This window comes from Marinithermofilum abyssi (assembly GCF_014641195.1).
Taxonomy (GTDB): Bacteria; Bacillota; Bacilli; order Thermoactinomycetales; family DSM-45169; genus Marinithermofilum; species Marinithermofilum abyssi.
Genome location: NZ_BMHQ01000003.1, coordinates 19,152 through 40,585 on the forward strand (window position 1 = coordinate 19,152; position 21,434 = coordinate 40,585).

The window sequence follows — 21,434 nt, forward strand, 5'->3', positions numbered from 1 at the left end:
TTGCGGCAGGGTTTTTCTGTGATATGATGGTTCGGCGCGCTTTTTTAAATTCGCTTTTCAAAGGCTTCCTGGAGTCGGCGGGTAACCGGTCCCGGATGACCGCTGCCTGTTTTTCTGCCGTCGATAGAAACTACCGGGGCGATTTCCATCGTGGTGCTGGTGACGAAGATCTCGTCCGCCCGGAACAGCTCCTCCACGAAGAAGGGAGTTTCTTTCACCGGGATCGCCAGTTCCTGTGCCAACTCCAGTACGACTGCCCGCGTAATGCCGTGCAGAATAAGGTTGTTGGCCGGATGGGTGCGAAGTTCTCCGTCCTTGACGATGAAGACATTTGTGGAGCTGCCTTCTGTCACCCGTCCATCCCGATGCAATATGGATTCCTGACATCCCCGCTCCACGGCGGCCTGTTTGGCCAGGACGGCTCCCAGCAGGTTGAGGCTCTTGATGTCACAGCGGAGCCAGCGGATGTCTTCCTGGGTGATGGTATGGATTCCGTCTTGCAGGTAGCTCATCGGCCGCGGTGCTTCCTTGGTATAAGCGACGATCACCGGAACGGCTTTTTCCGGGAAGGGATGGTTGCGCGGGGCGGCGCCGCGGCTGGCTTGCAAATAGACGGTACCATCCGTCAGCTGGTTCTGGCGAACCAAGTCTTCCAATAGGCTTCCCAGCCGCTCTAAAGAGTAGGGAAGGTCGAGCTTGATTTCCCGTGCACTCCGTTCAAAACGATCCAGGTGTTCACTCAGGCAGAAAATCTTCCCTCCATACACCCGGATGACTTCATAAATACCATCGCCGAATTGGTAGCCGCGATCTTCAATGTCCACTTGGGCGCGTTCTCTTGCAATCAAGGTATCATGCCATAAAATCATGTTGTAAATACTACCTCCTGTAAGATGGGTTAGCATAAGTGTGCCTGATCCTTCGCTGATTGACAACCTTTTCAGAAAAAAATCACTGGAAACGGAGGCAGGGTTGGAAAAGCAAACCGGAAAAAAGGTCAAAATTTCTTTTTAGGCGGGGGCAGTCAATCCAACGCTAATTTCTCCGCCCGATAACAGGGAAATTCAGATTTTCATCTATATATAGTAGTGATATAATGGACAGGGTCCTACATATTGCGATTGCACATCCAGATTCATACGAACAAGAAATGAGATCGCAACACGATTTCTGAAAGGATAAAAGGGGGAAAGAGGGTTGAGAATTCAGCGTTATTTTACCCGTGCCGGAGAAGATCCCTTTGCATCAGTGGAATATGAGAAAAGGGATTGTCGGATTACCAATCCCGATGGTTCGGTCGTTTTTGAGATGAAAGGAGCCGAAGTTCCCAAACATTGGTCTCAAGTGGCTGCTGATATCATGATCTCCAAGTACTTCCGGAAGGCGGGAGTGCCTCAGTACGACGAAGCGGGCAACCCGATCGTGGATGAAGACGGCAACCCTGTCACCGGTCCGGAGCGGAGCGCCAAACAGGTAATTCACCGCTTGGCCGGCTGCTGGCGGGTATGGGGAGAACAAAACGGTTACTTTGACTCCGAAGAAGATGCTCAAGCTTTCTATGATGAATTGGTCTATATGATGCTGCACCAGATGGCGGCTCCCAACTCCCCGCAGTGGTTCAACACCGGGTTGGCCTATGCATACGGGATCAAAGGCAAACCGCAGGGCCACTATTATGTGGACCCGGAAACGGAAGAGCTGAAAAAAGGGGAAGATGCCTACAGCCGTCCCCAGCCTCACGCTTGTTTCATCCAGTCGGTGGAAGACGACTTGGTGAACGAAGGCGGCATCATGGATCTGTGGGTGCGGGAAGCCCGCCTCTTCAAATACGGAAGCGGCACCGGGACCAACTTCTCCAACATCCGTGGAAAAGGGGAACCCCTGTCCGGCGGGGGCACTTCTTCCGGGTTGCTCTCCTTCCTGAAGATCGGCGACCGGGCTGCGGGTGCTATCAAGTCGGGCGGAACCACCCGCCGTGCAGCCAAGATGGTTTGTCTCGATCTGGATCACCCGGATGTGGAAGAGTTCATCAACTGGAAATCCCAAGAAGAGAAAAAAGTGCGGGCCCTGATCGAAGCCGGATACGATCCGTCCTTCAACGGGGAAGCGTATGAGACGATTTCCGGTCAGAACTCCAACAACTCCGTCCGGGCGCCTCATGAGTTTTTCCAAGCGCTCAATGAGGATGGAGGCTGGGATCTGATCCGCCGTACCGACGGTAAAGTAGCCAAGACCGTCCGAGCCAAAGAGCTGTGGAAACAAATCGGGGAAGCGGCCTGGGAATGTGCCGATCCCGGTGTTCAATACGACGGAACCATCAACGAATGGCATACCTGTCCGGCGGGGATGGACGGCCAATACGGCGCCCGCCACAACCGGATCAACGCATCCAATCCGTGTTCCGAGTACATGTTCCTGGACAATACAGCATGCAACCTGGCATCCCTGAACTTGATCAAGTTCTACGATATCGACAACTGCCGGTTCGATATTCCGGCCTTGAAGCATGCTACCCGTTTGTGGACGATCGTGCTGGAAATCTCCGTGTTGATGGCACAGTACCCATCCCGGGAAATCGCTCAGCTTTCTTATGAATATCGCACGCTGGGCCTGGGTTACGCCAATATCGGCACAGTGCTGATGGTGTCCGGCATTCCGTACGATTCCGAGGAAGCCTTGGCCATCACCGGGGCCGTCACCGCCATTATGACAGGGACAGCTTATGCCACCTCCGCGGAAATGGCGAAAGAACTGGGTCCCTTCAAGGCTTACCCCATCAACCGGGAGCACATGCTGCGCGTAATCCGCAACCATCGCCGCGCCGCATACAATGCGCCGGAAGAAGAGTATGAAGGGCTGACCGTGAAACCGATGGGCATTCATCCGACCCATTGCCCGCCGGAGCTGTTGGAAGCCGCACGACAAAGCTGGGATGAAGCACTGGAGTTAGGTGAAAAACACGGCTACCGCAATGCGCAAACCACGTTGCTTGCACCGACGGGCACCATCGGTCTGTTGATGGATTGTGACACCACCGGGGTTGAACCGGACTTTGCCCTGGTCAAATTCAAAAAGCTGGCAGGCGGCGGTTACTTCAAGATTGCCAACCAGTCGATCCGTCCGGCTCTCAAAAACCTGGGCTACAACGAGGAAGAAATCCAGGATATCCTAACCTATGTGACCGGTACCCTCAGTTTGGAAGGCTCTCCGCACATCAACCGGGACACTCTGAAGGAAAAAGGGTTTACCGACGAAGATCTGGAGAAAGTCGAAAAAGTGCTGCCCACCGTTTTCGAACTGCCCTTCGCTTTTAACGCCTGGACGTTGGGACCGGAATGCATGGATCGTCTCGGTATCAGCGAAGAGCAATATTCGGCACCGGACTTCAACCTGTTGCGCACGTTGGGCTTCACCAAAGGGCAGATCGATGCCGCTAACGATGTCATCTGCGGCCGGATGACCATCGAAGGAGCTCCGCATCTGAAAGAGGAGCATTATGCGGTCTTTGATACCGCCAACCCGAACGGCAAGTACGGCAAACGGTTTATCCAATACATGGGTCATCTGCGCATGATGGCGGCTGCCCAGCCGTTCTTGAGCGGGGCCATTTCCAAAACGATCAACATGCCGGAAAGCTCCAGCGTAGAAGATATTCAACACGCATACTACGAAGGCTGGAAATTGGGTCTGAAAGCCGTGGCGCTCTACCGCGACGGGTCCAAGAGCTCTCAGCCCCTGAATTCCCGCGGGGATGACAAGGAAGAAAAAGAAGAGACGACTTCCATTGAGCAACAGCTGGCGACCGCGGAATCCTTCGCCGCCGCTTCCAAGTTGAAGGAAGTGTATGCACCGGGTCATGTGCCCAGCGTCCGCCGCCGTCTGCCGCGGAAACGGGACGGCATTACCCAGGAAGCACGGGTGGCCGGACAGAAGATCTTCGTTCGGACGGGCGAATATGCCGACGGTAGCTTAGGTGAAATCTTCATCGATATGCACAAAGCAGGAAGCACTATGCGCGGGATGTTGGATGCCTTTGCCGTAGCGGTCTCCTTGGGTCTGCAACACGGGGTGCCCTTGGAGAAATACGTCAACTCGATGACCTTCACTCGTTTTGAACCCGCCGGTACGGTGAACCATCCCAACATCAAAATGGCCACTTCGGTGATCGACTACGTCTTCCGGTTGCTGGGGATGGAGTACCTCGGCCGGACCGATTTTGTCCAAGTGCCGCCCAAGAAGGAAGAACTTCGCTGCCACGTGAACCAGTGGAAAAAGAAAATGGTGGAAGAAGCAGAACCGGAAGCTTCCCCGACCCACGCTTCTTCTGAAGTAAAACAAGGTTATCAGGAAGTGACCGGGTCTACGGAGGGCTCGGAAAGCACCCAAGATAATCTGGATGCGATTCGCTCCTCCAGCGGTGCGCCCCTCTGCATTGACTGCGGCGGGATGACGAAACGAAACGGATCGTGCTACGTCTGCCTCGACTGCGGAGCCACTACCGGCTGCTCTTGATACCACAACCCGCACCTTATCCAAGGTGCGGGTTTTGTCATGACCGCCGGATTACTTCCCACAGCGCTTCTGTAATCACCCGATGTCCCAAAAAATTGGGATGAATCGGCTTGATTCCCAACAGACGCAAGTCGCTCAACACGCCTCGTCGGTACCCGTAGATCAAGCGGTGTTCCAATCCTTTAAAGCGATGGTAGATGTCTACAACAGGGATTTCCCATCGTTCGGAAGTTCGCGCGATGGCCTGGTTCAGCACGGGAATCCAGTGGGATGCGGAACGCGAGTTAGGAAAGGGATTATACAGGTTTATCGCGTAGATCGGGGCAAGAGTGTGTTGACGGACGATGCTGTAGATACGGTTCAAGTTAACGGTAAACTGGTTAACCACTCGGGAATAGATGAGAGTGTTCCTGTAGAACACATACTGGACATAAGCGTAAAGCAGATCGTTGCCGCCGATACAAACGGTGGTGAGATTTGCCTGTTGCAGGGATTGCTGCACCATGGGTACATATAGCTGCGTTAGTAAGTGGGAGCTGGTCATCCCCTTGATGCCAAAGTTTCGAAGAGTCACTTGGTGTCCTGTGCCTTGGAGCAGCGAAGTGAACATGGGAGCGTATCCATATTTTCTGGGAACTGAATACCCTTCGGTAATCGAGTCGCCCAGCGCCACATACAGAAAAGGTGAGGACATGGGTCTTCGCTCTTTCACAACCAGGATATCCTAGTATATGATGGAGTGTGGTATACGGGAAGGGCAGCTATCCGTTTTTGGCACCCAGAGGAACGGGTTGAGGAGACGAGCGGGCGGACAAACTGGAAACCAAGTGATCAAATGAAAAGCGAGCGAAAAGGCTACCTCATTTTGAGGAAGCTGAAATTCGGCATGATCGGGATCTCGGGCAACGGCGAACTCTTTGCGTTCGGAAAGATCTACAATCTGATATAATGAGAGTTCAGCTTAGCAGCGGAAGACCGACAAAGGAAGTGGAATGCTTTGAGCATTTATGCACTTGCGGATTTGCATTTGTCCTTTAATAAACCGGTGGATCTGTTTCAAGTGAACCCCGAAGAAGATATCGTAAAGCCGATGGATATCTTCGGGTGGGATCGGCATTATGAACGGGTCCGGGATGCATGGTTGGAAACCGTAACCGAGGATGACACCGTGCTCATCCCGGGAGATATCAGCTGGGCGTTGCGCTTGGATCAGGCAAAGAACGATTTTGGCTGGATTCATCAGTTGCCGGGACGAAAGGTACTGTCGCCTGGAAATCACGAGTACTACGCTCAAAGTAAGAAAAAAGTGCGGGAAGCCCTTCCGGAGGGAATGGAGTGGATCGATGCGGACTATACCCTTGTGGAAGACAAAGTGGTAGCAGGTACACGGGGTTGGACCTTGCCCGGTGACCGGCTGTGGGACGAAGAAAAAGACCGAAAAATCTACGAACGACAGGCCGGACGGCTGCGTATGGCCCTGGAGGCAGCGGCCAAGGATCATCCCGAAAAAGAGCGTATCGTCATGCTTCACTATCCTCCTGCGACCAAAAGCATCCCCACTTCTGCCTACCTGGAGCTTCTTCAGGAGTTTAACGTAACCACCTGCGTTTATGGCCACCTGCATGGACGAGCTCAGAAAGAAGCGATCAACGGGGAGTATGAAGGGGTCTATTTGCAGTTGGTGGCCTGTGATTATGTGGATTTCCGGCCGGTGAAAGTGCATATGGGATGATCGTTGGCTGTCCAGCAAGTCGTTTGAATGTCCTCGTCTAATCCAACTCCCCATCAAATTGATGGGGAGTTTTTTAGGATTTTCCTTTCATTGCGGACATTGTCGACCCGAAGATTAGGGGCACGGATTTTATAAGCAGACACTAGACCGATATTGTTGTCTCCTTCATTACCGCTTGTACCAGCTTGCCGCTCTGGATCAACTCAGTTGCCTGCTCGATATCCCGATGCCCTTCCCGGTCATCTGTGAGCGGAGGGAGCTGCCGACGGAGCAATTCATAGGCAGGAGAAGTTCCTTTTCCCATCTTTTTGTCCCCGGACTCCAAGGCTTGTGCAGCGCAGACGTACTCGATGGCCAGCACGTGAGTAAGGTTATCCAACACTTGGTGCAATTTGCGTGTAGCGATGGAACCCATGCTGACATGATCTTCCTGATTGGCGGAGGAAGGGATCGAGTCCACTGAAGCGGGATGGCACAAGGTTTTGTTTTCCGATACCAAAGAGGCTGCCGTATACTGCAAAATCATATAGCCGGAGTGAAGGCCGCCGTTTCGGGTCAGAAAAGGGGGTAAACCGCTCAGTTGCGGGTTGACCAGTCTCTCGGTTCGCCGCTCGGAGATATTGCCGATCTCCGCCATGGCAATCGCCAGAAAGTCGGCTGCCAGTGCCAGGGGCTGACCGTGGAAATTGCCTCCGGAGATCACCTCATCCCCTTCCACAAACAAAAGGGGATTGTCGGTTGCTGCATTTAACTCGGTTTCGGTGACTTGGCAGGCGTAATGCCAGGTGTCTTTGGAAGCGCCATGCACCTGGGGAATACAGCGCAGGCTGTAGGCATCCTGTACCCGTTTTTCGCCGGGCTGAGTAACCCGACGGCTGTCGGCAAGGAGATGGCGCAAATTGGCAGCGGTAGTGATTTGCCCCCGATGTCCCCGTACCTGGTGCAGCAGCGGGTGAAAGGCATGGGGGATGCCGCCCAGGGCTTCAACCGTCATCGCAGCTATCGTATCTGCCGCCAGGAGCAGGTTTTTCCCGCGTATTACGGCAAGGCTTAATAGGCTGGCCATCATTTGGGTGCCGTTGATTAGAGCCAACCCTTCTTTTGCTTCCAAGGCCACTGGAGCAATCCCCGCTTGATCCAGCGCTGTCCGTGCCTGCATCCGCTGTCCGTTGACGATTACTTCGCCCTCGCCGATCAGCGGCAGGCTCATATGGGCCAAAGGAGCCAAATCCCCGCTGGCACCGAGGGAACCTTGGGACGGGACCACCGGGTGGATGCGGTGATTAAGCATTTGTACCAGCGTATCTACTACCGAAGGGCGAATCCCGGAATATCCCTTGGCCAGCGCATTGGCCCGAAGGAGCATCATGCCCCGCACAACCTCTTCCGGCAAAGGGCCGCCCACCCCGCAAGCATGACTGCGCAAGAGATTGCGCTGTAGCTCGGCGGTTTGCTGTTGGTTGATGACGGTATCGCTGAACTTGCCGAAGCCGGTAGTGATGCCGTAGATAGTGCGGCCTTGGGCAACCAAATCGGTAACCATCTGACGGCATCGGTTCATTTGAACTTTCGCATTTGCAGATAAATCAACCGATCGATAATGGCGAACCACTTCTTCAAAAGATTCCAGGGTGAGATGTTCTCCAGTCAAAGAAAGACGGGATACGGGCTTCATCACTGTCGCTTTCCTCCTTTATCAGAAAAAAGGAATAAGAAAAGGGGACTGGGTAAATACCCAATCCCCTTTTTTTGGTTGGTTAAGTGATGGCAGGGTGACACGGAAACTTCCCCTTTACTGGTCCGGAAGCAAAAGTTCCGATGGATTTTATATCTCTATAGTATGCTCCTCATTTATTTCGTGTTATGTCGGTGATCTCCTTCCTTACAGCCCAAGCACGGTAGAGCTAGTTGAATAATATATAGAAAATAATAGAAAGAAGGCGAAGCCATGGCTTGTAATCACAAAAATCTTATCCGTAACGGTGGGTTTCAACATACATTGTCCCCTTGGAAAGGGAGCAGGGCTCGGTTGGTACCCAACCCGATAGTAGCTGGGGATACCTCCGTATCCATGTCAGCGGGCAGCAGACTCTTTCAAGTGAGAAAGGGAACGTTTCAGACCGAGTGTGCCTACTACCTCTATTTTCGGGTATTCAATAAAAGCGCGGCCGGTGTTCAGGCCGAGATGGTGGCCAGTGTGGCCTATTTGGACGCTGCCGGCCGACTGCAACGATCTACCCCGCTTCTGGTGGAACCTCCTCACAAAAGTTCTCCTTCCTTTTCCTCCTACTTTGCGATTGTACCTCCCCCTGAACCGACCACCCGCTTCTTGGCGACGATTTTTCTCGTCAGCAAGGGCTCTGTCTTGATCGATTTTGTCAAAGTGGCGGCCCATGAGATTGAAAGACAGAACTAACAAAGGGGGAAGGGAGAAAGAAATAGGAGGTGACCCCTAAAAGCATCGAAGGGACCGTATTTGGTTGATCCCCATGCGGGCGGCAATCAAGATTTCCTGACAGGGAGAGGTGTGCTGGACGGCAGTCAGATGAACATTGGCCAGTGTTGTTACGTGGTTTAAAAAAGCACGGATCGATCTCTCCCGATCCAGGTCGGACACACCCTGCCGCCACAGGTAACTCGTTTGCCGCGGGGCTTTTTTTCGGCCACTGACAGCAAATGACGGGAACTGCTCGGCTTTTCGAGAATCGAAAGGCTTGGATGGGTTCCAATGGGCGTTTCTCCTTTGAGCGAATGTCCAGCGGGTATGCCAACCGGTTCTGTTCAGGAGCTGGATACTATGATCGATGTGGATCCGTTTTTTCCAATAGGAAGTGGAGTTCTTTCCGATTGGTGAACGGATTTCCGAAAGAACTTGGTTGGCGATGTGGAAATAAGAGAGCGCGGCTCCGATTCGCCCTTTCTCCCATTTTGGCTGTTGTTTGGACAGATCCTCCCACAGCGCCGCCGCTCTATCAAACGTTCCCTGGTCATAGAAGTATTCAGCCAGTCGGTGGATGCCTTCTTCGTCGATCATCCGAAGATCTTTCAGCTGGTGCAGACGGTCAGCCGCACAATGGATAAATCCATCGTCATACAACTGGTGGGTGAGAATCAATGGAAGCTCCTGACCCAGCTGGGAGAATCGGTCCGCCAGCTTGATCATCCGGTACCCCACTGCGCGTTTGATCCAGTGCTCCAGAAACAGATCGCGCTCCGAGATCGGACAAGGGGTGGATTTTTGTCGGATGATCCAATCGTCCATCCATGTAAACACGTTGGGTGTATGGATGGTGTCAAACAGGGGAGCGGCGGCAATCTGTTTCGTCCAAGCGCATAAGGCAATGTCCAGATGAAAAGGAGTGATAGCGTTTTCGTCCGAAATCTCCCGGCACAATGTATGTAAAAGGACGAGCGCTTCTTCGTAACGTCCGCCATGGATCAGGCAGTGGGCAAAGAGTTGCTTTCCTTCCGGAGTCAGCTCGGATTCGTTTTCCAGTACATTCGCTGCTTCCCTGTATGCCCCGATGTGGATCAGGGTGCGAGCCAGGGGATTTACATGATGGACAGAAGAGGGAGGGAGAAATACCTGCAACTTGCTTCGCACTTCCGAATCCTCCGCACCTGAGGCTGCAGCGTGCCGAGCGAGGGCTTGCAATGCGGTTTCGTCATGGGGGTATGCGTCCAATCCTTGAAGGAGCCATTCCTGGGAATCATCCGATTGACCCATTTTCTCGGCAATTTCCGCCATTTGACACAAAATGTTGGCCTTCTTTGCAGGATCGTTCGTCTGAGCGGCAGCCTGTTGAAAAATGTGCACGGCTTCTTCCCATAATCCCAGCCGATCATTGATTTCACCCAGCAGTACCATGAATTCGGGATGTTTTTGAAGGTGGTCGGTTTCCTTTTGCAGCCGGTGTTTGGCTTCCCGGATCTCGTTGGCATGGAGAAGTTGCTTCACTTGATCCAGGAGGGAGGAAACTGTCAGGGAAATTTTTCGGGGAACCGATGCGGCCCTTTTTGTTTGGAAGTTGTTTCTTAATCGAGACATCTTCCTCCTCCTTTCCGTCATCATCATGCTATGGGTTTGGATTCAGAAACATGCCTCTCGTTCTATCGGGAGTGTGAGGCGTTACCAGTAGGTGAGACGGGATTGTACTACTGCGGGAGAATCGACCTTCATCTTCCCGTTGCAAGGGAGTTGAAATGATATAATAGATGGGAAATCGATAGGACAAGGGGATGTATGATGAAAAAAGGCATGTGGCTTTTTTCTTGGGTACTGATCGTCGTACTAGCTGTTGCGGGGTGTTCGTCCGCATCAACGGACAAGGAATCTGTCGGCAAGCAAGCCTTTCCGGATTTTGTGGAAGCCTCCCAGGTTCCCGGAGCAAAAAAGGCTTACGCCTATGCTGCGAACCATTCGAAGCAGTTGGAGCATATTCCGTGTTACTGCGGCTGCGGGTCGTTGGGACATGACAGTGTGAAAAGCTGTTTCCTCAAAAAAGAGGGAGGCAAGCCGGAGTTTAACGACCATGGTGCCAACTGCGGGGTCTGTGTGAACGTGGTTTTGGATACGATGAAAGGGAAGCAGGATGGCATGTCTCTCAAAGAAGTACGGAAAGAAATCGAAGAGAAATACGAAAATGGGATGAACATGTCTCCCACAGATACTCCCGAACCGCCGAAGGGGATGTAAGAAAAGAGAGGGAAAGCATACGATAACATCGTCACAGAATCCAGCAGTATGAATCGGAATTTCACCACCAAAAAAGCGCTCCATAATGTACTAAAGGCGATAGGGGAGCGGCTGGAAGACCTGTGCCGCCCACGGGTTCACGTGATCCGGGAGACGGGGAATTCTTTGTAGCAGAGGATGAGCCACCCTCCGTGTTTTCCATGGAGGTTTTTTTTCAGTGAAAGGATAGAATAAGCAGCAGGATTGTTATCCCGGCTCAACGAAGTGGCTATGGAAAACAGGGTCCTGATTTCTTTTTCCGCTGAGGGAAAATCTATGGTATACTTCACAGGCGAGCAATCATTTGTCATTTTCTTATTCTGTCGTATTGGACAGGTTTTGAATTGTAGATGGCTGGAGGGGATGAACCATGCCGACGCCGAGTATGGAAGACTACCTTGAGAATATTTATAAACTGATTGAGCAAAAAGGGTATGCCCGTGTTTCCGATATAGCGGAAGCGTTGGAGGTACATCCCTCGTCCGTCACCAAGATGGTGCAGAAACTGGACCAGAGCAAGTATCTGGTCTATGAAAAATACCGGGGATTGGTACTCACACCGAAAGGGAAGAAGATCGGCAAGCGGTTGGTGGACCGCCATACCCTTTTGGAAGAATTTCTTCGGATCATCGGTGTTGAAGAGGATCTGATCTATAATGATGTGGAAGGGATTGAGCATCATCTGAGTTGGGACTCCATCACCTGCATCGAATACTTGGTGGAGTATTTTCAAAAAAATCCCGAACGCATTGAAGAGTTGCGTGCCCTAAAAGAAGCAGATGAGTTGGAAGATGTGAACGGTTAAGCCCTATGGTATTACCCATGGGTTTTTTTGCATCGCTGCGACATAGGTATGTATGGGGATGTTATTCAAATGGTAGAAAGCATGTTGAGAAACAGGGACCATTGGAGCAACAGAGCATCTTTTACAAAAGTTTGTCCAGTTCAACCATACCCGGGAGGTGTTCCCCATACGTGCTGATGCAGTGTTGGAAGGCGGAGGGATTAAAGCTTTCGGTCTGGTAGGAGCGTTAAGTGTCGCGGAGGAAAAAGGGTACGAGTGGCGGCAGTTGGCAGGAACGTCCGCCGGTGCCATGGTGGCCTCGCTGTTGGCGGCGGGATATACCAGCGGAGAGCTTTATAGGTTGCTGTCCAGACATGATTTCACCCAATTGATCCCCTACGCGTGGTACCAACGGGTTCCTTACTTTGGTTCCGGTGTTCGTCTGCTGTTGAAAAAAGGACTCTTTCCCGGACGGCCCTTGGAAAAATGGATTGGGGAACTTCTAGCCCAAAAGGGCATCTATACTTTCGGCAACTTAAAAGACCGAAAACTGTCCATTATCGCATCGGATATCTCCCGCGGCAATCTGCTGGTACTGCCGAATGACTTAGAAGAGTATGGGATTCCGGCGCACACCTTATCCGTCGCCCGGGCTGTCCGGATGAGCTGCAGCATTCCGCTTTTTTTCGATCCCGTGAAGGTGATGCACCGCCCGACGAAGAAGATTAGTTACATTGTGGATGGCGGTGTGTTGAGCAACTTTCCTGTATGGCTGTTTGACCAGGAAAATCCCCGCTGGCCCACTTTCGGGTTCCGGTTTCTGTCCGATTCGGGCGTCAATCCCCACGTGATCAACGGGCCGATTTCTTTGATTCGGGCCATGTTTTATACAATGATGGAAGCCCACGATAACCGGCACATCAAAGAACAGGACAAACTGCGGACGATTCAGGTTCCTACGCTGAATGTCAAGATGACGGACTTTGATTTGACCGAGGTCAAACGGCAGCAGTTGTTTGATGCAGGAGCAGAAGCAGCACGAAACTTTTTCAAGGATTGGACGTTCCAGCAGTATTTAGCGATGCGGCGCGGGGATGGCCATATCGCTTTCCGTATGCGGCCGTCCCAATCGGGATGAACGAAATAGAGAAAGGAGGGGATACCCGTGGGCAAGGAACAAAGCCGAGGTTCAGTCGTTCAATGTTTATCCTCAAAAGAAGAAAAGGCGCTTCCCGGCGCCATCCGGAAATGGGTGGCGGAAAAAAAGCAGGAACGGGGAGTGCATTTGCTGGAGCATGAAGATACCCAGTGGGTGTTGGTGGCTGCGGGGATCAAGCCCAATCCCGGTCACCAGTTGATCTATGAAGGAGAAGAGAATCGGGAAGACCACTGTTATGTCAAAGTGAGCGAAATAAAACCCGAGCCGGGCAGGATGTATCCGCAGATCATTGTGTATCCGTATCTGCTCTTGAAGAAGAAGGATTCCGGAAAAACGCTCAAGGTTCGGACAGTCGAGAGAAAACCACTATTTGATGAGGACGGGAATAAGGATTAACGCACACAAAAACCCAGCGCGGTCACTGGGTTTTTGTATTGCGTCCCGGTCCTTTTTTGTTGCCTTCGATTACGCGGAAAGATTGACGCTTTTTGGCGTATTTTTTTTGCCTGCCCTTGAACTTGGTCCCTTTCTTTAGCGGTTTGGGGGGGATGGAGGATCCCGGGTAGCTGAATCGAATCAGCCAGCGGGGCGGCCGTTTATACAGATAAATGATCACGGCTCCCACTCCGAGCATGGTCAAAGAGTATGCCGGCTGAAGAAACAGCAGCCGGAGGAAACCGACGACCATCAGGCCGTACAGAATGAAGCGCCACACGGATGGATGTTGGTTTTTCATCTTCATGAGAAGATCTCCCTCATTTCTTAAGGGTCCTTCAATTATCCGGAACGGGCTAAATCAGATGATGGGTGTTGCTTGGCAGTCAACTCTCGATCCAGCTCATACATGCGGTGAAAGGCAGCCAATGCGACTTCCACCTGATGATCGTCCGGTTCCCTGGTAGTTAGTTTTTGCAGCCATAATCCCGGATAGCCCAGTGTGTTGAGCAAAGGTATGTCCCGCAGCGCATTGGTAATGCGCAACACCTCGTAGGAGAGGCCGACGACTACCGGAATCAGAGCCAGTCGGATCAGAATCCGATCCCATACATTGTCGTAACTGAAAAAGGAGTAGACGACCACGCCGACGAGAATCGTCAGGATGATGAAACTGCTGCCGCATCGGTAATGCAGGGTCGATTGCTTCTGCACATTCTCTATAGTTAATTCTACCCCGGACTCATAGGCGTTAATCACTTTGTGCTCCGCGCCGTGGTATTGAAACAGCCGTTTCACCATCGGGGTTTGGGAGATTGCAAACAAGTATCCGAGTAGCAATAGGGTTTTGATACCGCCTTCAATAAGGTTTTGCAGGATCAGGTTGGTGACGATTCCGTCAAACAACATACTGGCCAGAAAGGCCGGCAGAGCGGTAAAGAGGGCTTTCCCCAGAATCAGCGAGAGAACACCCACAGCAGCTACTCCCAGCATCATCTGCAGACGGGAGGGCGGAGTTCCTGCCTCTTCTTCTCCGGGTTCCACTTCATATCTTTCCGTCGCAAACTGAAGGTGGCGGGAACCGGAAGCGCTGGCTTCCACCAAAACGACGATCCCCCGGATCAACGGGATCTTCTTCAACCCGCCCCAGGAAGATGGGACAGGCTTTGTCACCTCAAACGTTTCGATTTCTCCGTTTTTGCGGCGGATCGCCGTGACTTGGGATCGTTGGCCGCCAAACATGACGCCTTCCACGACCGCTTGACCGCCGTAAGCAATCGGTTTGTTTGACACTGGTGATGCACCACCTCAAGTTGTCCTATGCATTTATGAAAAAGATGTGTTTCCATTTTAACACAAAGGATTCGCTCCGGATATCACCGAACGTCTTGTGATGGGAGAAAGGAAGATGATGCATACTAACTGAGATCGAAGGAGGGTGATCCTAATGGAATCCAATAAAGGAAAAACGAATGACTCCTTGCCGATGCAAACAGAAGGGACAGCGAGCGAGCCTCCCACCGGTCATAAAACCCGTACGGCTTTGGAGCTGGGTTTTGCCGGTGGACTGATCTGGGGCGGGCTGTATTTTCTCTTGTACTTTCTTCATTTGTCCCAGTACGGCCCTTCGGTGTTCGTTGGCTGGTGGTGGAAGGAAAAAGCTTGGTGGACGCATCTGGCAGGAATCGGGGTTTGGGTGGTGCTGTCCTTAGTGTTTGCCCTGTTTTACCGATATGTGCTGCTCCGCTGGAACAACCGCGCTGTTCCACTGATATATGGTGCTGTTATCTGGCTGGTGTTGTTTGCTTTTGCCGCACCGCGGCTGGGATTGATGAAAGCAGCCGGGAAGTTGGATCGAGCGACTCTCGTAACCTCTCTATCCTTTTGTTTGTTGTACGGTTTGTTTGTGGGATACTCGCTGATCACGGAATATTTTTCGTCTGAACCCGAAGGATCCTCACCTTGAGGGCTCTCTGGAAGGAACTTTTGTGATACAATGTCGAAGGGAAAAAAGGGGGTGGCACTGGTGCCCAAGGTGCTCGTGCTGCATGGTCCCAATCTAAACCGTTTGGGAAAGCGGGAACCGGAAGTTTACGGCCGGGTCACGCTGGAACAGGTAAACGACCGACTCCAAAAAAGAGGAGCGGATATGGGACTGGAAGTGGACACCTTTCAATCAAACCATGAAGGAGCATTGATTGACCGAATCCATGAGGCGGAGGGCGAGTACGATTATCTGATCATCAATCCGGGTGCCTACACCCACTATAGCTATGCGCTGCGGGATGCGTTGGCTTCTGTGGGTGTTCCTGCGATTGAAGTACATATCTCCAACGTGCATCAGAGGGAAGCCTTTCGCGGCGTCTCGGTGACAGCTCCTGTGACGGAAGGACAGATTCTCGGTTTCGGCCCTCTCGGCTATGAGCTGGCATTGCAGGTGGTAAAGGAACGGGTAAAGAATCCTTTTTAATGTCAGGAAGGGGAGAAAAGATTGGAGAGACGCCTGGAAAAGCTCAGAAAGCGGATGGAAGAAGAAGGAGTCAAGGCCTTCTTGGTTAGCCATCCCATCAATCGGCGATATATTTCCGGCTTTACGGGATCGGCTGGCTGGGTGGTCGTTACCGCCGATGCCCAAGCGGTGGTAACGGATTTTCGTTATGTGGAACAGGTGAAGGAACAATCCCCGAACTTCCGTTTGGTGGAACACAAGGGGAATCCCTTGGCGACGGTGGTGGAAGAGTGCCGGCGTCTCGGTGTTCAAACGCTCGCCTTTGAAGAAAATCATCTGACCTACGCCCAGGCAGCCAAGCTGAAAGAAGCAGCGGGAGAGATCGCACTGGAACCAACGAACGGCTTGGTGGAACAGATTCGGCAAATCAAGGATGAAGAAGAACTAAGGATCCTCCGCCGGGCGGTGCAGATTGCCGACGATGCCTTTGCTGCCGTTCTCAAAGAGCTGCAACCAGGGAAAAAGGAAACAGAGATCGCCCTTCGCCTAGAAATTTTGATGCGGGAGATGGGTGCGACCTCTTCTTCCTTCGACATTATCGTCGCCTCCGGTCCCCGTTCCGCCATGCCCCATGGCGTGGCAAGCGACCGGGTCATGCAGAGGGGAGACTTGGTAACGCTGGACTTCGGCGCACTGTATCAAGGATATTGTTCCGACATCACCCGCACGGTGATGCTGGGGCAGCCCAACGAAAAACAGCGGGAGATCTACGAGATTGTGCTGGATGCCCAAAAACGGGCAGTGGCTGCGATCCGTCCCGGCATCACCGGAAAAGAAGAAGATGCCGTTGCCCGGGATCTGATTCGTGAACAAGGATACGGTGATGCTTTCGGCCATTCCACCGGGCACGGACTGGGGATGGAGGTGCACGAAGCTCCCGGCCTTTCGTCCAAAAGCGATACGGTGCTGGAACCCGGCATGGTCGTCACCGTGGAACCGGGGATCTATCTGCCAGATGTGGGCGGCGTCCGTATCGAAGATGATGTCCTGGTGACGCCGAAGGGTCATGAAGTGTTGACCCAAAGCCCCAAAGATATGATTATCATTGATTGATTTGCTTTTGAAAAAGGAGGAAACCCCATGATTTCGACGAACGACTTTCGCACCGGCTTGACGATTGAATTGGATGGTGACGTGTGGCAAGTGATGGACTTCCAACACGTGAAACCCGGGAAGGGCTCTGCATTTGTCCGTTCCAAACTGCGGAACCTGCGCAACGGAAACATTCAGGAAAAAACCTTCCGCGCAGGGGAAAAAGTGGCACGGGCTCATGTGGAGACCCGCCAAATGCAATTCTTGTATGAAAGCGGCGACGAATATACTTTCATGGACAATGAAACCTATGATCAAGTGGTGCTGAGCGCCGCTCAATTGGCGGAAGAACGGAAGTATCTCAAAGAAAACATGAATGTCAACCTAATGCTGTACAAAGGGGAAACCATCGGTGTCGATCTGCCCAATACCGTTGAATTGGAAGTGGTGGAAACCGATCCGGGAATCCGCGGCGATACGGCAACGGGAGGATCCAAACCGGCCAAGCTGGAAACCGGCCTGGTGGTACAGGTTCCCCTTTTTGTCAACGAAGGAGACAAGCTGATTATCGATACCCGCAAAGGTGAATACGTCTCCCGTGCCTGAAGAAGCTGTCAGGGGGAAGTCCTCGTAGCTGAAGAGGTGCGAGGTTGGAAAGTGAATTTTCGGGAAAAAAGGGAGCACATCTCTCAAGGAGCGACCTTTGCACGACGCACCCAGCTTTGACAAGCGGGACCCAGGCGCGAGCCGTTTTCCTTTGGCTCGCGCCTGGGTCATCGTACTTAAGGGAGCACAGTCGTGCTTTTTGTTCTCCGCTCAGAGTCACGCTATATACGGAGCGGGCAGAATTTACATCTGTGACGGAGGGAGCGACGTAGGGTGCGACTGGTCATTCAACTTCGATAGATGGGAGGCGGTGATCGGTGAAGGTTGCAACAGATCCGGAGACGGTCACCGAAGCGGCTCCCTATAACAAAGTACCTCATGGCAGAGGTGCTTTTTTTATAAAGAGCGAGCGGGAAAACACAGCCCTTTAGGCTTGGGATGAAAGCGAGCGTCGGACGCGGGAGGGCTTCAGCCTTCTTACCAAGTCCGACATTGTTCCAATGCCCATCTGATCCATTTGAAAATACTGCCGTTCGGGTGGAATCCCGTATAATATAATTGTGCGAAAAAACCGGACAAAGAGGAGGTGATCACGCTGATAAGAACCTACAAATTCAAGCTGGAACCAAAGAAAGAGCAGATCGAGAAGATCGAATGGACACTGGGCATGTGTCGCTGGCTCTACAACTCCATGCTTGAACAACGGAAGTTTGCCTACAAAAGACGTGATATCACGTTAACCTATCACAAGCAAGCAATCGAACTCCCAGAACTCAAGAAGGAGATCCCGGAGTTCAAAGAAATCCATTCCCAGGTTCTTCAAGACGTAGCCAAACGGTTGGAAAGCATTTCAAGCGTTTTTCTGTCGTGTGCAACACGGAGAAAAGCCGGGATACCCTCGCTTTCAAGGTAAGAACCGATACGATAGCTTCACCTATCCTCAACTCGGGTTCAAGATCGAAGGGAAGTTTCTTAAGCTATCTAAGATCGGCAATGTTCGCATGAAGCTACATAGACAGATCAAAGGAAAGATCAAAACTTGCACCATCAGGAGGAAAAACGGTAAGTACTACGCTTGTTTCTCGTGCGAGGTGGAAGCGAAGCCTGCAAGTACCGATAAGCGAGTGGGAGTGTATTTGGGGGTCAAACATCTTGCTGTTACCTCTGATGAGGAGTATTTCGACCACCCCAAGTATCTTCGTAAATCGGAAAGAAAGTTGAAATGGCTTCAACGGATGGTTTCCCGCAGAAAGATGGGATCCAATCGTTGGAGAAAAGCAGCCCTGATGTTGGCCAAATGCCATGAATACATAGCCAATCAGCGAAAAGACGCCGCTCACAAAATCAGCCGATATTTGGTGGACAACTACGATTGGATCGTTTTTGAAGACTTGAACATTCGGGGGATGGTGAAAAATCACCAGCTTGCCAAGAGCATTGCAGACGCAGGTTGGAGGATGCTGGTTCAATTCACAGCTTACAAGGCAGAGTGGGCCGGTAAACAAGTGATAGCAGTTGATCCTCGCAACACGTCGCAAGTTTGCTCGGAGTGCGGTCGGATCGTAAAGAAGACATTAAAAGAACGTACCCATCGTTGCTCATGCGGATATGTGGCAGACAGAGATGTCAATGCCGCAAGAAATATCCTACATAAAGCGATTGGATATGTTCCTGAACTGAGATACGGGCAATTAGAACTAAACCTTTTTTAGGCTTGGACGAAGCCTTCGTGGATGGATGTGGGGTGCCACGCCAAATGAAGCGAGAAGCCCACGGCGCCCGAAGGAAGTGCCCCTGGGGTGCTTAAGCAGTGTGGAGCAAGTCACGACCAGATCCAATCGAAGAGTTTCATGAGAAATGCCGTGATGCCTGCAGCCATCAAAGGTCCGACGGGAATTCCCCGTAAAAAAAGGATCCCGAAGATTGATCCGATGACAAGACCGACAATCATTTGCGGATCTACTTTTAACAAATCCAATCCTTTTCCATTCATATAGGTGGCCAATGCACCGCCGATCAACGCGAGAATCCCCGGGAGGGAGGTGAAGACACTCACCACTTCTTTAAAGGTGATACGCCCGGAAGCGAAGGGAACCAGGACAGCAATCGTTAGAAATAGAAGACCCATTTCCAGGCCCCGCCGCTCGACAGCAGGAAAAAAACGCTCCAAATGTGTCAATTTTAAAATGAGCAACAGGCTGGCGGCGGTGGCAATAATGGGGGAGCGCCCCAACATGCCGATGACGATCATAAAGACGAGTAGAAGGTCCGGATTCATGGCCATCCCCTGTCCGACAACGTTTTTTACCACTGTATGTCCATCAGCAGGAGATTATTAATCGGGTAAACGAAAAGAATGGATGCGGCCGTTTTTCCAACGGGGAACCACATCATAACGATCCATTACCAGACAATCTTCCAAATCGCGGGCCAAGCCGCGCTTCATGAGTCGATCTCCGGAAGCGCTTCGGCAGAGATGGGTCAATAGGTGATCTTTTACAGACAGGTAGCCTTGGTGAAGGACCAGCCCCAAATCGTTGGCTTGAACTGTTTGCCCATCGCTCAAAAGGAGGTCAATCAGACACCCGGCTGCGATACCATCCTCCAGGGAAAAATCCCCTCGGGTTCCCGCACATAACAATACGGCATCATGTTTCAATTGCCGAATAAAACGTACGCAGGCGGATGCATTTAAAAAACAGCCGATGATCACATCGGCTCCTTTGGCAGCTTTCAGTAATGTGCGAGTACCATTGGTTGTGGTCATTACAATGGTTTTGCCCCGAACAAGAGGGGCTGCGTAATCCTGGGGAGAATTGCACAGGTCAAAACCATCCAGCCGTTTACCGAACCGTTCACCGCCGAGCAACATGCCCTCCTTCGCACACTGACGCGCTTCAGAGACGGTTCCCGCCGGAATAATAGCGGAAGCACCGTGAGACAAAGCTGTGACAATGCTGCTGGAAGCCCGAAAGACATCGATCACGACAACGGTTTTATGAGATAAGGTATCACTGTGTATATCGTCTGCATGAGGGATGACCGTTATTTTCATCCCTGCGCCCCCCCAATCGGTTCAAAGGAGATGAAAGGAAATGTATCTGCCCGCAGACCTCGCCGCAGACATTCCACAGACAACACTTCCCCCGGTGCGATATTGCCGAGATTCACATCCCGTCCCGACAGGCGGATAAAGGCAGCTTGCTGTTTATGCAGTGGGGCCTCCCAAATAAGATGGTTGCTGTCCAATGCTTTCGATACATCGCTGACATAATTTTCATCCAATCCGCCCAGAGCATCGAAAACTCCGATGTTTTTGCCGGACTCCCGCCCTTCCACGATCACGTATTCCGCTCCATGCAGCCGGTCTGCTTCAAACTGTTCGATTAACTGGGCTGCAGGCGTGAATGAGCCTTGGGCTTTCTTTCCGATTTCCGTAATTACTTTAAAAGAATGGGATCGGGCTAACTGGATGGCTTTTTGACGCTCATAAGCAGTCATTGAAATAGTTCCATCAGAGATTTCCACCCAGGAAAAGCCGATTTTTCTCAGTGTATCCAGGTAGTTTTTTGTTTGGTTTTGCGCATGAGCTATTTCGAAAAATGTACCACCGGGATAAATGTGGACATCGGCTTCAGCAGCTAACTGTATTTTTTTCCGCAATAATGGGATAGGAGTAACTCCTGCAGTACCGAATCCTAGCTTGATAAAATCGATGTGGGGAGCGGCAATTTCCAAAAGGTCCCGGAACTGCAAGTACCCTAAACCTTTGTCGATAATCATGGTCAGTCCGCAATATCGGGGCTTTGGTTTCCGTTCGTTAGAGGGATCCATCAATCGAGATTCCCATGGGATGTCGGCATAGGATTGCATGGGCTTCTCCTCGCTTCCTTGGGATCATTGATCCTATGGTATGCAAGGAAAGCGATA

The 21,434-nt window shown here is 51.8% G+C and carries 22 protein-coding genes; 13 read left to right on the forward strand and 9 right to left on the reverse strand.

From position 1 onward, the window contains the following. Positions 1-44 precede the first annotated feature (44 nt). Positions 45-869, reverse strand: coding sequence for a D-amino-acid transaminase (dat, locus tag IEW70_RS04455; RefSeq protein WP_188646739.1), 825 nt, complete (start codon positions 867-869; stop codon positions 45-47). A 328-nt stretch (positions 870-1,197) separates the two neighbouring features. Here dat and IEW70_RS04460 point away from each other — a divergent pair, with 328 nt between their 5' ends. Next, on the forward strand, positions 1,198-4,512 hold the full coding sequence (locus IEW70_RS04460) for a vitamin B12-dependent ribonucleotide reductase (RefSeq protein ID WP_188646740.1): 3,315 nt from the start codon (positions 1,198-1,200) through the stop codon (positions 4,510-4,512). A gap of 37 nt (positions 4,513-4,549) precedes the next feature. Here the strand turns inward: IEW70_RS04460 and IEW70_RS04465 are convergent, their stop codons facing one another. Beyond that, positions 4,550-5,224: an SGNH/GDSL hydrolase family protein gene (locus tag IEW70_RS04465; protein WP_188646741.1), complete on the reverse strand. Its 675-nt coding sequence runs from the start codon at positions 5,222-5,224 to the stop codon at positions 4,550-4,552. 285 nt (positions 5,225-5,509) lie between these two features. On the opposite strand from IEW70_RS04465, the gene IEW70_RS04470 reads away from it, so the two are divergent. Next, positions 5,510-6,244 (forward strand): metallophosphoesterase, encoded by a 735-nt coding sequence (locus IEW70_RS04470; RefSeq protein WP_188646742.1) that lies wholly within the window; start codon positions 5,510-5,512, stop codon positions 6,242-6,244. Positions 6,245-6,386: 142 nt separating this feature from the next. On the opposite strand, the gene hutH is transcribed toward IEW70_RS04470, so the two are convergent. Next, positions 6,387-7,919: a histidine ammonia-lyase gene (gene hutH / locus IEW70_RS04475; protein WP_188647055.1), complete on the reverse strand. Its 1,533-nt coding sequence runs from the start codon at positions 7,917-7,919 to the stop codon at positions 6,387-6,389. A gap of 273 nt (positions 7,920-8,192) precedes the next feature. Here hutH and IEW70_RS04480 point away from each other — a divergent pair, with 273 nt between their 5' ends. Further along, a complete protein-coding gene (locus IEW70_RS04480) occupies positions 8,193-8,660 on the forward strand; it encodes a hypothetical protein (protein WP_188646743.1) in 468 nt (155 codons plus the stop codon). 36 nt (positions 8,661-8,696) lie between these two features. Here the strand turns inward: IEW70_RS04480 and IEW70_RS04485 are convergent, their stop codons facing one another. Continuing rightward, complete coding sequence (locus tag IEW70_RS04485; RefSeq protein WP_188646744.1) at positions 8,697-10,292, reverse strand: tetratricopeptide repeat protein; 1,596 nt, start codon at positions 10,290-10,292, stop codon at positions 8,697-8,699. Between the two features lie 198 nt (positions 10,293-10,490). Here IEW70_RS04485 and IEW70_RS04490 point away from each other — a divergent pair, with 198 nt between their 5' ends. The 4 genes from IEW70_RS04490 to IEW70_RS04505 all read left to right on the forward strand — a co-directional run bounded on the left by IEW70_RS04490 (position 10,491) and on the right by IEW70_RS04505 (position 13,318). Then, positions 10,491-10,940, forward strand: coding sequence for a PCYCGC motif-containing (lipo)protein (locus IEW70_RS04490; protein ID WP_188646745.1), 450 nt, complete (start codon positions 10,491-10,493; stop codon positions 10,938-10,940). Positions 10,941-11,349: 409 nt separating this feature from the next. After that, positions 11,350-11,784 (forward strand): transcriptional regulator MntR, encoded by a 435-nt coding sequence (gene mntR, locus IEW70_RS04495; RefSeq protein ID WP_188646746.1) that lies wholly within the window; start codon positions 11,350-11,352, stop codon positions 11,782-11,784. Positions 11,785-11,965: 181 nt separating this feature from the next. After that, positions 11,966-12,901, forward strand: a complete 936-nt coding sequence (locus IEW70_RS04500; protein ID WP_188646747.1) for a patatin-like phospholipase family protein — start codon at positions 11,966-11,968, stop codon at positions 12,899-12,901. Between the two features lie 27 nt (positions 12,902-12,928). Beyond that, positions 12,929-13,318 (forward strand): protease complex subunit PrcB family protein, encoded by a 390-nt coding sequence (locus IEW70_RS04505; protein ID WP_188646748.1) that lies wholly within the window; start codon positions 12,929-12,931, stop codon positions 13,316-13,318. A 22-nt stretch (positions 13,319-13,340) separates the two neighbouring features. Here IEW70_RS04505 and IEW70_RS04510 read toward each other — a convergent pair whose 3' ends face one another. Together IEW70_RS04510 and IEW70_RS04515 are read right to left on the reverse strand one after the other, a co-directional pair. After that, positions 13,341-13,664, reverse strand: coding sequence for a hypothetical protein (locus tag IEW70_RS04510; protein WP_188646749.1), 324 nt, complete (start codon positions 13,662-13,664; stop codon positions 13,341-13,343). A gap of 35 nt (positions 13,665-13,699) precedes the next feature. Then, the gene (locus IEW70_RS04515) at positions 13,700-14,599 is read right to left on the reverse strand and encodes a DUF1385 domain-containing protein (protein ID WP_188647056.1); all 900 of its coding nucleotides are present in this window, start codon (positions 14,597-14,599) and stop codon (positions 13,700-13,702) included. 205 nt (positions 14,600-14,804) lie between these two features. On the opposite strand from IEW70_RS04515, the gene IEW70_RS04520 reads away from it, so the two are divergent. From IEW70_RS04520 to IEW70_RS04545, 6 genes are all read left to right on the forward strand, one after another. After that, positions 14,805-15,323: a YqhR family membrane protein gene (locus tag IEW70_RS04520; protein ID WP_188646750.1), complete on the forward strand. Its 519-nt coding sequence runs from the start codon at positions 14,805-14,807 to the stop codon at positions 15,321-15,323. Between the two features lie 60 nt (positions 15,324-15,383). Then, positions 15,384-15,827, forward strand: coding sequence for a type II 3-dehydroquinate dehydratase (gene aroQ / locus IEW70_RS04525; protein WP_188646751.1), 444 nt, complete (start codon positions 15,384-15,386; stop codon positions 15,825-15,827). Positions 15,828-15,848: 21 nt separating this feature from the next. After that, positions 15,849-16,919, forward strand: coding sequence for a M24 family metallopeptidase (locus IEW70_RS04530; RefSeq protein ID WP_188646752.1), 1,071 nt, complete (start codon positions 15,849-15,851; stop codon positions 16,917-16,919). Between the two features lie 27 nt (positions 16,920-16,946). Further along, positions 16,947-17,504, forward strand: coding sequence for an elongation factor P (gene efp, locus IEW70_RS04535; RefSeq protein WP_188646753.1), 558 nt, complete (start codon positions 16,947-16,949; stop codon positions 17,502-17,504). Between the two features lie 586 nt (positions 17,505-18,090). Further along, the gene (locus tag IEW70_RS04540) at positions 18,091-18,417 is read left to right on the forward strand and encodes a helix-turn-helix domain-containing protein (protein ID WP_188646754.1); all 327 of its coding nucleotides are present in this window, start codon (positions 18,091-18,093) and stop codon (positions 18,415-18,417) included. Next, positions 18,374-19,216, forward strand: a complete 843-nt coding sequence (locus tag IEW70_RS04545) for an RNA-guided endonuclease InsQ/TnpB family protein (protein ID WP_229751827.1) — start codon at positions 18,374-18,376, stop codon at positions 19,214-19,216. The genes IEW70_RS04540 and IEW70_RS04545 overlap by 44 nt, the downstream gene beginning before the upstream one ends. Positions 19,217-19,326: 110 nt before the next feature. Here the strand turns inward: IEW70_RS04545 and IEW70_RS04550 are convergent, their stop codons facing one another. Genes IEW70_RS04550 through comA form a run of 3 tightly spaced genes read right to left on the reverse strand, consistent with a single transcriptional unit; the run spans position 19,327 to position 21,377 of the window. Beyond that, positions 19,327-19,782, reverse strand: a complete 456-nt coding sequence (locus IEW70_RS04550; protein WP_188646756.1) for a DUF441 domain-containing protein — start codon at positions 19,780-19,782, stop codon at positions 19,327-19,329. 57 nt (positions 19,783-19,839) lie between these two features. Then, positions 19,840-20,559 carry a 2-phosphosulfolactate phosphatase gene (locus IEW70_RS04555; protein ID WP_188646757.1) on the reverse strand — a complete coding sequence of 240 codons (720 nt, stop codon included), beginning with the start codon at positions 20,557-20,559 and terminating at the stop codon, positions 19,840-19,842. Then, complete coding sequence (gene comA / locus IEW70_RS04560; protein WP_188646758.1) at positions 20,556-21,377, reverse strand: phosphosulfolactate synthase; 822 nt, start codon at positions 21,375-21,377, stop codon at positions 20,556-20,558. The genes IEW70_RS04555 and comA overlap by 4 nt, the downstream gene beginning before the upstream one ends. Between the last annotated feature and the right edge of the window lie 57 nt (positions 21,378-21,434).